At 73.2% G+C, this 11924-nt stretch carries 10 protein-coding genes; 4 read left to right on the forward strand and 6 right to left on the reverse strand.

All coding sequences use genetic code 11. From position 1 onward, the window contains the following. Positions 1–9: 9 nt before the first annotated feature. Entirely contained in the window at positions 10–618 is a 609-nt protein-coding gene (locus ACWEQO_RS32765; protein ID WP_452986242.1) for a GPP34 family phosphoprotein, read from the reverse strand. A gap of 660 nt (positions 619–1278) precedes the next feature. On the opposite strand from ACWEQO_RS32765, the gene ACWEQO_RS32770 reads away from it, so the two are divergent. Next, complete coding sequence (locus ACWEQO_RS32770) at positions 1279–3030, forward strand: MOSC domain-containing protein (RefSeq protein ID WP_452986243.1); 1752 nt, start codon at positions 1279–1281, stop codon at positions 3028–3030. A gap of 70 nt (positions 3031–3100) precedes the next feature. Here the strand turns inward: ACWEQO_RS32770 and ACWEQO_RS32775 are convergent, their stop codons facing one another. The 4 genes from ACWEQO_RS32775 to ACWEQO_RS32790 form a co-directional block, all read right to left on the reverse strand. Beyond that, positions 3101–3406: a muconolactone Delta-isomerase family protein gene (locus tag ACWEQO_RS32775; protein ID WP_361455549.1), complete on the reverse strand. Its 306-nt coding sequence runs from the start codon at positions 3404–3406 to the stop codon at positions 3101–3103. A gap of 121 nt (positions 3407–3527) precedes the next feature. Continuing rightward, positions 3528–4223 carry a type 1 glutamine amidotransferase domain-containing protein gene (locus ACWEQO_RS32780; RefSeq protein ID WP_361455546.1) on the reverse strand — a complete coding sequence of 232 codons (696 nt, stop codon included), beginning with the start codon at positions 4221–4223 and terminating at the stop codon, positions 3528–3530. Between the two features lie 282 nt (positions 4224–4505). Continuing rightward, positions 4506–5039: a hypothetical protein gene (locus ACWEQO_RS32785; protein ID WP_452986244.1), complete on the reverse strand. Its 534-nt coding sequence runs from the start codon at positions 5037–5039 to the stop codon at positions 4506–4508. Between the two features lie 356 nt (positions 5040–5395). Beyond that, positions 5396–7066 carry an AMP-binding protein gene (locus ACWEQO_RS32790; protein ID WP_452986245.1) on the reverse strand — a complete coding sequence of 557 codons (1671 nt, stop codon included), beginning with the start codon at positions 7064–7066 and terminating at the stop codon, positions 5396–5398. A gap of 291 nt (positions 7067–7357) precedes the next feature. Here ACWEQO_RS32790 and ACWEQO_RS32795 point away from each other — a divergent pair, with 291 nt between their 5' ends. The 3 genes from ACWEQO_RS32795 (at position 7358) to ACWEQO_RS32805 (ending at position 11656) form a co-directional block, all read left to right on the forward strand. Further along, a complete protein-coding gene (locus ACWEQO_RS32795) occupies positions 7358–10234 on the forward strand; it encodes a helix-turn-helix transcriptional regulator (protein WP_361455538.1) in 2877 nt (958 codons plus the stop codon). A gap of 774 nt (positions 10235–11008) precedes the next feature. Then, positions 11009–11134: a hypothetical protein gene (locus ACWEQO_RS32800; protein WP_452986246.1), complete on the forward strand. Its 126-nt coding sequence runs from the start codon at positions 11009–11011 to the stop codon at positions 11132–11134. An 81-nt stretch (positions 11135–11215) separates the two neighbouring features. After that, positions 11216–11656, forward strand: a complete 441-nt coding sequence (locus tag ACWEQO_RS32805) for an SRPBCC family protein (RefSeq protein WP_452986247.1) — start codon at positions 11216–11218, stop codon at positions 11654–11656. A gap of 42 nt (positions 11657–11698) precedes the next feature. Here ACWEQO_RS32805 and ACWEQO_RS32810 read toward each other — a convergent pair. Beyond that, positions 11699–11924, reverse strand: a 226-nt coding sequence (locus ACWEQO_RS32810; RefSeq protein ID WP_452986248.1) for an XdhC family protein, incomplete at its 5' end; no start/stop codon positions are given.

Consider the following 11924-nt stretch of genomic DNA (forward strand, 5'->3'; position numbering starts at 1 on the left):
CGGAAAACGTCACGTCCCTCGCCAGACGTTGTCGAAGGCCGCGTCTTCGATCGCTCTGCGCTGCCGTACGGCCTCCAGCTCCATGACGGCATCGTTGACCGCGGCCAGTACGGTGACGGCCCGGTCGTCGGCGAGTTCGCCGACGACCAGGCCGCCGACGGGCTGTTCCCCGAGGCCCGCGGTGGCCGCCGGGCCGGCCGGCACCGGTTCACTCGCCGTCCAGCGGTCCGCCGCCCGTCGACGGGCCGCCGAGTCGGCCACGGTCGGCGGATCGTCCCGGAGCACCCGGCGGGCGCGTGGCCGGGTGACCAGCGCCTCCTCCTCCAGAGCGGCGAGATACGCGGCTGCCGGATCGCGGCCCCGGCGCCACAGCCAGTCCTCGACGGACTCGTAGGGCGCCTGCCGGACGAGCGAGGACGCGGCCTCGCTCAGCAGACGGTCGTCGACGGGAGGCGGCAGGCCCGGCAGGACGCGGTCGCCGTCCAGGGTGAGGGCCTCGGCGCCGATGAGGTCGATCAGCTCCGCTCCCGCGAGGGTGAGCGACAGGTCGCCCCGCTCCACGGGAGAAGTGGACGGTGTGTCGATGGCGACGATCACCAGGTCCCGCGCTGTGGTCATGAGCGACTCCCTGTCGGATGGGGGCGGCGATCCGTCAGCCGGCCGGTCGGCCCGACCTGTCGTTCACAGCCGACACCTCGTACGACCACTGCCGGGCACCGGGGAGCCGGGGCGACCCCGGGCGCACGGGGGTCTTTCGGTCACCCGGCCCGACCTGCTACGAGCCGGTCGGGCAACTCGTCGAGCATCAGCGAGCCTCCCCTCGTCCCCCTCGCGCGGATTCCCGGCTGCGGTGGCGGCGGCGACGTCGCGGAGGGCGGCCGGTTCACCTGGGAGGGCCCCTGGGTGGCACACGGGGAACTCGGTCGGATTTCTTCGGTGGCCGGCGTGGGCCGGCCACCGAAGGCGATGCCGAAGGCCCGCATCAGGCCGACAGCGGACGCAGGCACTGGTGCCGTCGGCGAGGATACGTCGTGCCTCGTCCGTATATGCGGTGCGCCGGTTCGCGTGGGTACGCTTTCCCGGAGGCCGGTGGGGATGCTTGCCGCGTCGTCCTCGTGGCGTCGGGCCGCACGGTCGTGAGGGCTCTCCTCGAAGGTCATGGACTCGGCGGCCGGTGCGGGCGAGAGCCTGGGGCCAGTGGGCACCCGGGCGAGGCCGCGGGTGTTCCCCGGAGCGGTCCCCGGCAAGGGAGGTGGCAGGGTGGCCACGTTGAGAGCCTTGAGCGTCGGTATGCCGAAGGACGTCCCCTGGCAGGGCAGGACCGTACACACCGGCGTCTACAAGAGGCCCGTGTCCGGGCCGCGGATGGTGCGACGGCTGAACATCGACGGCGACGGCCAGGGCGATCGGGGCGGTCACGGGGGCGAGCAGCGGGCAGTGCTCGTGTACCAGACCGATTCCTACCGTTTCTGGGCTCGCGAACTCGGCCGCGACCATCTCCGACCAGGTCAGTTCGGGGAGAATTTCACCGTCGACGGCCTGCCGGACAACGAGGTCTGCATCGGTGACCGCTACCGCATCGGCGACGCGCTCTTCGAGGTCACCCAGCCGCGGGTGACCTGCTACCGGGTCGGCCTGCGGATGGGCGAGCCGCGGATGGCGGCACTGTTGGTGGCACACCACCGGCCCGGCTTCTATCTGCGCGTGCTCGAGGAAGGCGAGGTCGAAGCCGGGCAGGAGATCGTCAAGGTCTCCACCGGCCCCGAGGCGATGACCGTCGAGGAGATCGATCGGGTGCTCTACCTGCCCGGGCACACCCGCCGCCAGGTCGAACGTGCCCTGCGGATCCCCGCGCTCAGCCCCGGATGGCAGGCGTCCATGAAGGCCCTGCTGGACCAGGGGGACGACGAGGCCGCCGCAACGTCCGGCAGCGCCGGGCTGAATGCCGCGGCCACCGCCCCACGCCCGGCCTGGCCGGGCTTCCGCCCGCTGGTCGTCACCCGCATCCAGCCCGAGAGCCGTAGCGTGTTCTCCCTGTCGCTGGCCGCCCCCGACGGTGCGGATCTGCCGACGGCGCTGCCGGGGCAGTTCGTCACGGTCAAGGTCCCGCCCGAGGGGGACGCGCCGCCGCTGATCCGCAGCTACTCACTGTCCGGCGAACCGGGCACCGGAACGTACCGGATCAGCGTGAAGGCCAAAATCCACGGCGCGGCCGGCAACCGCCTGCGCAACCACGTAGCCACCGGCGACCACCTCGACGTCGCGGCGCCCCGCGGTACCTTCTGCCTGACCGCCGGGGACAACCCGGTGGTCCTGCTGTCGGCCGGCGTCGGGGTCACTCCCGTGCTGGCGATGCTGCACGCACTCGCCCGCGACCGCTCCGGCCGCCAGGTGTGGTGGCTGCACGGGGCCCATGACGGCACGGAGCACCCCTTCGCCCGGGAGAGCCGGGAACTGGTCGGCATGCTTCCGCGGGCCCGGTCGAGGATCTACTACAGCACACCGACCGCCGAAGACCGCCGGGACGTCGACTACACGGACACCGGCCACCTGTCGGGCGACCGTATTCCCGGCCTGGGGCTGCCCATCGACGCCGACGCCTACCTGTGCGGCCCCGGGGCCTTCATGGACAGCGTCACCTCCGCCCTCGTCGGCGCGGGCCTGGAGGCCTCCCGCATCCACACCGAGAGCTTCGGCGCGGGTCCGTCCCTCACTCCCGGGATCGACGGCGCGGCGACAGCCGCACCCCACCAGCCCGCCGGGCGGGCGGGCACCGGTCCCCCCGTCACCTTCGCCCGCAGCGGTCTCGAGGTCCCCTGGAGCGACGCCCGGGAGTCCCTGCTCGAACTCGCCGAAGCCTGCGACGTCCCCGTCAGGTGGTCGTGCCGGACCGGCGTCTGCCACACCTGCGAACTCGCCCTCATGTCCGGGGCAGTGCAGTACGCTCCCGACCCGGTCGAGCCCCCCGCCGACGGCAACATCCTCATCTGCTGCTCCCGACCCACCGAGGGCATCGTGCTGGACCTGTGAGGAGCGACGCCTCACCCCCCGGCACACGGGCACCACTGCCCGGCGGCCCGTGGCTGTGGGAGTTCTGCCCTCACCCCGTTCCGTCGGTGGCCCGCCCGGGGTCGTTGGGGTGGGGTTCGAGCGGGGTGACGGTGAGAGTCATCCAGGGACGCAGCGGCAGGGTGCCGAGCACCTTCTCCCGGAGTTCCTTTTCGTCTGCGGCCCGCCAGACCCCGATGCTGCGCAACTCGCCGACGGGACGCCACAGTCGAGCCAGATTGCCGGTCTTCGAGAGCTCCCCCGCGCGGACCGCCTCGGCCGCCCTTCGCCGGTCGACCTCGTCCTGGCTGGTCCCCTCAGGGATCGTCGTGGTGATTTCGACGAGGAACTCCTGCATCGGTTCCGCTCCGTTCGGTGAAGGTCCCGGGAACGACGGGAAGGGCGAGTTCGCGATGGCCGTCCGTCTCCCCGAGCGGAGCCGCGATCAGGTCGGACGCAGCCTCACCTCAGGAGAGCTCTCACCCGAGGGTTTTCAGCAGCCGTTCTGCGAGCACTTCGGCGGAGTGGGGATTCTGCCCGGTGATCAGGTTGCGGTCCTCGACCACGTACGGCTTCCACATGTCGCCCCGGCTGTACTCGACGCCGACTTTCTCCTTGAGCTCGTCCTCGAGGAGCCACTGCGTCTTGTCGGCCAGCCCGACAGCCTCCTCCTCTTCATTGGTGAAGCCCGTGACCCGGTAGCCCCTGAAGGGCGACTCGCCGTGGATCCTGGTGGCCAGCATCGCGGCAGGAGCGTGGCACACGATGGCGAGTGGTTTGCCCGAGGCGAGTTGCTCGGTCAGTATCCGTCCCGCGTCGGCGTCCACCGACAGGTCCTGCATCGGGCCGTGGCCTCCGGGCAGGTACACCGCGTCGTAGTCCTGCAGCCGCACGTCCGAGAGTTTGATCGGCCGTCGCATGACCTCCGCGGAACGGATGACGGCTTCCAGTTCGAGCGCTCCCTCCTCACCGCCGGCCATGGCGGGGCGCAGGCTCATCATGTCGACGGTCGGCGTCACGCCGTCGGGCGTCGCGACGACGACCTGGTGGCCTGCCTCCGTGATCGCCTTGTACGGCTGCGCGAACTCTTCCGCCCAGTAGCCGGTGGCGTACCTCGTGCCGTCCTTCAGGACCAGGTACGTGGCTCCGGTGACCACGAAAAGCACCTTCGCCATCACGCCTCACCTCCTCCGCCCCGTTGGGGAAAATTGAGGGGATCCGCACTGAAGGCCAGTCTAGGACCAGGAGCCATCGGGCACCTGCGGACAGCGGCTCGTCGCCCAAGGCTCGCGGTGCGACGTGCTGTTGACCGTCCCCGTGAACGAGGGCTGCCCGTCCTCCCGGACAGAGCCAGGCAGCACGGCTCAAAAGCAGCGCCCGCTGCCCGGCATGCCAGGTGGCGGCCTGCACGGGCGGAATGCGTTCGGCGGCGACCTGGACGCCGGCGGCCGCAGCCACTACTTGATCAGGGCGTTGGCCACGATGATCACCAGGCCGATCAGCATGTCGGCGGTTCCGGCCCGGAGCGAGGCCGCCCAGCCGCGGCCCACGCTGCGCGCGGTCCACATCCCCCATCCGGCGAGCAGCAGGGTGTTGAGCACCAGTGCGGCGTTCACCGCCTCGGCCTCCTTCCACCAGGAGGGCACCGCGGTCAGCAGCAGCACGACGGTGGGGGCGGCCGCCGCGACGACCGGCCATTCGGCGAGCATCGCGCGCAGCCCGACCCAGGCACTGCCGCGGTCCGCCGACATCCGGTGCGCGATGACGTGGGCGTAGCCGTGGGCGGCCGCGGAGGCGAGGGCGGTGAGCAGGACCCACAGCGCGTCCGATCCGGGGTCGGACGCCTCGCCGGGGGAGTCGAGCGCGGCCGCCAGCGCACTGGCCAGGACGAGCCCGTAGACGCCGCTGAACAGCCTTGTCTCCGACGGGCTTCGGCCCGGTGCCCGCTGCGGGGCGGCCGTCGGGGGGAAGCGGTGGGCACCGTGGTACATGGCTGCACTCTCCGCTGGGATGGGACGAGGCATGGCAATATGACACGATTCGAGGGTTTCTGCTGCGGATTGTGCACACGAGTCGCGGCCCTGGCCCGGCTTCCGTTTCACACGGGGCCGTACGCGTGGTGCGCCGCCCGCTCCGACTGGGGTACAGTGGATCTTGTCCACGCCGCCGGATTCACGGTGGCGGGCGATGCGTCGGTGGTCCAAGGAAAGACGTCCCGCTTCCTGCGGGAAAATGCAGGTGCAAGGCCTGCCCGGCGCTCGACGAAGAAGGCCTCCCCCCCTGCGGTCCAGGGCGGGAGGCCTTCTCCTTTCCGGTCAACGCCGGTCCGGGGGCACCGGGGAAGAGGTCACCGGAAGTCCTCCTCGCGGTACTCGGCGTCGGAGCCCGCCGCCGTGGCCTCGCGCAGCTCGATGCGGCGGATCTTGCCGGAGACGGTCTTGGGCAGTGCGCCGAACTCCAGTCTGCGGATCCGCTGGTAGGGGGCGAGCACCTTGCGGGAGTGCTCGAAGAGTTCCCTCGCGACGTCCGGGCCGGGCCGCCTGCCCTCCGCGAGCACGACGTACGCCTTGGGCACGGCCAGGCGCAGCTCGTCCGGGGCGGGCACCACGGCCGCCTCGGCGACCGCCTCGTGCTCCAGCAGGGCGCTCTCCAGCTCGAACGGACTGATCTTGTAGTCGCTCGCCTTGAAGACGTCGTCCGAGCGCCCGACATACGTGATGTAGCCGTCTTCGTCCCGTGCGCCGATGTCGCCCGTCCGGTAGTAGCCGTCGGCCATGGCCTCCGCGGTGCGGTCGGGGTCGCCGTGGTAGCCGGCCATCAGGCCCACCGGGCGGTCGGACAGGTCGAGCGCGATCTCGCCCTCGGCGGCGGGCACGCCGGAGACCGGGTCGAGGAGGGCGACGCGGTAGCCGGGGCCGGGGCGGCCCATGGAGCCCGTCTTGAGGGGCTGGCCCGGGCTGTTGGAGATCTGGACGGCGGTCTCGGTCTGGCCGAAGCCGTCGCGGATCGTCACGTTCCAGGCGCGCCGGATCCGCTCGATGATCTCGGGGTTGAGCGGCTCACCGGCGGCGACGAGCTCGCGCGGCGGAGTGCGCAGCCGGGTGAGGTCGGCCTGGATGAGCATGCGCCACACGGTCGGCGGCGCGCAGAAGGTGGTGACGCCGGCCCTGTCCATCTCTGCCATCAGCCGGACGGCGTCGAAGCGCGCGTAGTTGTACAGGAAGACGGTCGCCTCGGCGTTCCACGGGGCGAAGAGGTTGGACCAGGCGTGCTTGGCCCAGCCGGGTGAGGAGATGTTCAGGTGCACGTCGCCGGGTTTCAGCCCGATCCAGTACATGGTGGCCAGGTGCCCGACGGGGTACGAGGTGTGGGTGTGCTCGACGAGCTTGGGCCGGGCGGTGGTGCCCGAGGTGAAGTACAGCATCAGCGGGTCGTCGGCGAGGGTGGGCCCGTCGGGTGCGAAGTGCTCGGCAGCTCCGTGGGCGTCCTCGTACGGGAGCCAGGCGTCGCCCGCTCCCGCGCCGACCGCGATCCGGGTGTAGTCGCCGGGCACCTCGTCGAACTTCGCCGTGTCGGCGGCGCGGACGATCACGTGCCGGACGCGGCCCCGGTCGACGCGGTCGCGCAGGTCGGCGGGGCCGAGCAGCGGGGTGGCGGGGATGACCACGGCGCGCAGTTTCATCGCGGCGAGCGCGGTCTCCCAGAGTTCGGCCTGGTTGCCGAGCATGACCAGCACCCGGTCCTCGGCGCGTACGCCCTGCCGGCGCAGCCAGTTCGCGGCCTGGTCGGAGCGGCGGGCCAGTGCGGCGAAGGACAGCCTGGTCTGCTCGCCGTCCTCCTCGACGAGGTGCAGCGCGGTGCGGTCGTTGCCGTCCGCGATCACGTCGAACCAGTCGAGCGCCCAGTTGAACCGCTCGGGGCGCGGCCAGCGGAACCCCTCGTAGGCGGTGGCGTAGTCGTCGCGGTGTTCCAGCAGGAAGTCCCGGGCCCTGCGGAACTCCTCCGTCGCCGTCGTCATCTGTCCTCCTCGGTGCCGGACCTTGCCGGGCGGCCTCTGCCCCATCGTGCAGTCCGTGATGCGAGTCTCACTACCCGCGAACGGGGGACGGGCACGCGGGAGCCGCGAGGAAGGGGCGGACAGGTGACGGCCGGCCCGACGGGGGCGGTCGGCGCGGCCGCCATTACCGGTGTCCCGGGGCTTTGGATTTCCTTCGCGCGGCCCGCTGTTATTTCCCTCACCACGCCGTCCCTCCGAAAAGAAAGGGCCTGTTGCCTAATATTGGCCAGGACACGACACAGGAGGGGAGCGGTGACCGTGCGAGGGGACTTCAAGGAGCCTGCCAGGTGCCGCCCCGACCTGGTCATCGGCCGGGAGGAGCCGTTCGCCGAGGCGCGCGGACAGCTCGCCCGAGGGGGCAGTGTGCTGCTCCACGGGCCCGCCGGAATAGGAAAGTCGACCGTGCTGCGGGCACTTGCGGCGGAAAACGCCGGAGCGGCGCCCACGGTGTTGCGCTGCTCGGCCACCGAGTCCGAATCCCATCTCCCGTTCCTGGCGCTGGCCGATCTGTTCGGTCTGGTCCTGGACCGGGTCTCCGGTGCGCTGCCCGCCGCGCAGCGCACCGCCCTGGAGTCGGCGCTCACCGGCCGCGGCGAGTCGACCCTCCAGCGGGACGGCCTGGCGCTGCGCCTGGCGGTGCTGTCCACCCTGCGGGCGCTCGCCGCCGAGGGGCCCGTCCTGGTCGTCGCCGACGATCTGCAGTGGCTGGATCCGGCCAGCGCGGAGCTTCTCGGGTTCGCCGCGCGGCGCCTCGGCGACACCCCCGTGCAGATGCTGTGCGCGGTGCGTACGGAGGGCCAGGAGGAGTACGACCGTCATCTGCGGGCCTGCCCGCCGGACACGCGCGTGGTGCGGCTGGGCCCGTTCTCCCGTGTCCAGGTCTCCGCGCTGCTCGACCACCGCGGCTACACGGGCCTGTCCCGCAGCACCGTCCGTGACATCCACCGCACCAGCGGCGGCAACCCGCTCTTCGCCCTCGAACTGGGCCGCGCCCTGGCCGAGAGCCCCGCCCGCCCCCGTCCCGGCGAGCCGCTGCCGGTGCCGACCTCGCTGCGGGCCCTGGTGCTCAGCAGGCTGGAGATGCTGTCGGACGAGGCGCGCCGCACCCTGCTGGTGGCCAGTGTCGGCGCCCGCCCCACGCCGGCGCTGCTGCGCGCGGCCGGCCGGGAGCACGCCGAGGAGGAGACGGCCCAGGCCGCCGCGCTGGGGCTGCTGGCGACCGACCCGGAGGAGCCGGCCCTGCGTTTCGCGCATCCGCTGATCTCGGCCGCGCTGTACGCGGAGGCCCCGGCGCACGAGCGGCGGGCCGCGCACGCCGCGCTGTCCACGGCGGCCTCCGACCCCATCGAGCGGGCCCGGCATCTGGCCCTGGCCACGACCGGCACCGATCCGGAGGTGGCGGCCCGGCTCGCCGAGGCCGCCGCGCTGGCCCGGGACCGGGGCGCGCCCTCGGTCGCGGCCTCGCTGGGGCTGCTGGCCGCCCGCCACACCCCGGTGGACCCGCCGGCCGACGGCCCGCGGACGGACCCGGCGCCGGGCGGCGGCGGGCCGGGGCGCGGCGCGCCGAGTCCGGACGAGCGGCGGCTGCAGGCCGCCGAGGACGCCATCACCGCCGGTGAGGTGGATCTCGCCCGGGACATCGCGCGCGAGGTGCTGACCCGGGCCACGGTGCCCGCGGAGCGGGTGCGGGCGTGGATGGTGGTCATCGAGGCGGCCGGGCAGGCACTCGGCGAGGTCGACGCGGTCTACCCGCAGGTGCTGGCGGACGCCGGCGACGACCCGCGGCTGCTCGCCCTGGTCCACTACCAGCTGGCCTGGCGGGAGGTGGTGGTGGACGGCGACTTCGCCAAGGCCCGGCTGGAGACCGCGCACGCCGCGGAACTGGCCGCGCGCGGCGGGGACCGGCGCACGGAGCTGATGGCGCTCGCCTTCCAGTCCTCCACCGAGACCCTGATGGGCCACCCGGACGCGCCCGCCACCATCGAGCGGGCCCTGCAGGAGCCCCAGGACCCCGATGTGGCCTGCCACCACAACGGCGCCGCGTCGGCCAGGTTCCGCTGGCTGCTGATGAGCGACCGGCTGCCCGAGGCCCGCAGGAGCATCACCGGGCTGCTGCGGGAGGCCCGGCGGCGCGGCATGGTCGAGAGCGAGGTGCACTTCCTGCGGCTGCTCGCCGACACCGAACTGCGTTCCGGGCACTGCGGCCGGGCCCTGGACCTGACCCGCGAGAGCCTGCGGCTGGCCCGGGACTCCGGGATCGGCGAGAGCGCCTCGGCCATGCTCGCCTCCCTCGCGGAGGCCTCCGGCGGGGACGTGGACCGGGCGCTCGCACTGGCCCGGGAGGCCGCGGACCACGCCGAGGTGGACGGCGACCAGATGTACCTCTCCCTCGCCCTGGCCGCCCTGGGCTACGCCCAGCTGGTCGCCGGGGACGCCGCGGCCGCGGTCCGTTCGCTGCGCCGGGTGCGGGAGTTGGAGCGCGGCATGGGCATCAACGACCCAGCGCGGGGCCGCTGGCACGGCGATCTCGCCGAGGCGCTGGTACGGATCGGCGAACCCGGGGAGGCGCAGGAACTCATCGACGTCACCCGGGTGCACGCACGGCGCCTGAACCGCTCGAGCGTGCTGGCCGTACTCGACCGCGCCGAGGCGCTGGTACGCGCGGCGCGTGGCGAACACGAGGCCGCCCGGGTGCAGTTGACGTCGGCGCAGGGCCGGCTGGGCGCGCTGGGCCTCGGCCTGGAGGAGGCGCGGGCCGCGTTCGCGCTGGCCCGGCTGCGGGCCCGGGGCCCGGGGCCGGCCCCGTACGGCGAGGCCGCCCGGCTGTTCCGGCGCTGCCGTGCGCTGCCCTGGCTGCGCCAGGTGGACGCGGCCGTGGCCGCCGGTCCGGTGGCACCGGAGTCCGCGCCCGCCGCCCCGGCGACCCCGGCCGCGCTGGACGGCCTGGCCTCGATGGAACGGCAGGTGGCCTCACTGGTGATGGAGGGGGCCACCAACCGGGAGATCGCCGGCCGGCTGTTCATCAGCGTGAAGACCGTCGAGGCGACCCTCACCCGGGTGTACCGGAAACTGGGCATCCGGTCGCGGGTGGACATCGTCCGGCTGGCGGCGGGCCGCCGTACGAAGTGACCGGGGTGGAGGGGGAGTTCAGGTGCCGACGACCGAGGGTTTTCCCTGTCCGGCTCCCGTAGGGGCTTCCCTCATTGGGGGCGCGCGCTCCGGCGCGTAGCGTAATCCGTGCCGCTCGCCGGGCACATGGAGACCGGTGGCCCGGTCCCCGTGCTGAACCCCCACCCCGTGCGACCCCCCACCGGCAACGACGAGGAGACCGATGTCCGGACTCAACCGCGCCGAGCAGGCCGCCGCGCTCGTCGCGGCCGGATCCCCGGGCGTGTACACCCTGTCGGCCCCCTTCTCCGGGAAGGCCACGGCCCGGCTCGGCCCGTAGCGGTGGCACGGGTCGATGTGCGGCACCAGATTTCCTGAGCACCCCTCAGGTGATGCCAGGGGGCGTTGCGAGCTTCCACGAGCAGCCCGCAACGCCTCCTTTCCATGTCCGGGGAGACGCCTTCCCATCGGGGTTCATCCAGGGCATTTCCCCGAGACGTGTAACACCGCGGCGGCCATCGGACGCTGATCCCTACGGGACGCGAGAAGCGGCCCTTTTTCATGCAGTCGGGCACCACCCCGGAACAACCCCACAACGAAGGGCCGTCCCCAGTGAATCCCCACCCCGCCGAGAACGGTGGAACCGCACAGACCTCACAGCCCGCGCAGACTTCACAGCCCGCGCAGCCCGCGCAGTCTCCTCAGGACCACCGGGCCGCCCAGAGCCCCGCGGCCCCTCGGGCCGACGCCGGCGGCTTCGGGGGAACCGAAGGTCTCCCGGTCTACGAGGGCCTGGTGCGCGAACGGGGGGACGTCGTGGCGGAGGCCCGCGAGGTGGCCGAGCGCACGGAGTTCGAGATGCGTCAGGTGCTGCCCTTCCGCCCCGGGCCTCGGCCGGCCCCGGCCCCGGCCGGCCGGTGACGCGCGCACCGATTGCGCCGGGCGGGTGAGCCCTCCCCCCGCCCGGGCCGCCGGGCGGGCGGGATTCCCTAGGATCCTTCCGTGGCCATCTTCCAACTCCAGCGCACGGCGCCCCTCCCGCTCGACGAGGCCTGGCGTCGGCTCACGGAGTGGCACCGCCACGGAGCGGCGGTGCCCTTCACCCGGATCACCGTGACCACTCCCCCGCCCACCGGCCAGGGCACGGTCGTCGTCGCCCGCTCGGGTCTCGGCCCGCTCTCCTTCGACGACCCGATGGAGGTGACGGTGTGGCGGCCCCCGGGCCCCGGCTCCCCGGGCCTGTGCCGCCTGGAGAAGCGGGGCCGGGTGGTCCGGGGCTGGGCGGAGATCGAGGTCCGTCCGGGGTCGGGCGGCCGCACCCGTGTCCTGTGGCGCGAGGACCTGCGGGTGCGTTTCCTCCCCGCCTTCTGCGACCCCGCGCTGCGGTCGGTCTCCCGTCAGGTGTTCGGACGAGCGGTGAACACCCTGCTGCGGCAGCCCTGAGGGCCTGAGCTGCGGGGGATCACCGCGTCGGCGGCACCGCCGTCACGCCCTCGGGCCGGTCCTGCCCGTGGGCCCGGATGCGGGTGCGACGGCGGGCGGTGGGGGCGCGGCGTCGTGGCGGTGGATCGGGGTGTGGGCGCCGGTGAGGGGGACCCCGGTGCCGCCCCGCCGGATGGCCACGATCTCCGCCGCGATGGACAGCGCCGTCTCCTCCGGGGTACGCGCCCCCAGGTCGAGACCGATCGGCGACCGGAGCCCGGCCAGCTCC

The organism is Streptomyces sp. NPDC004051, assembly GCF_053604275.1.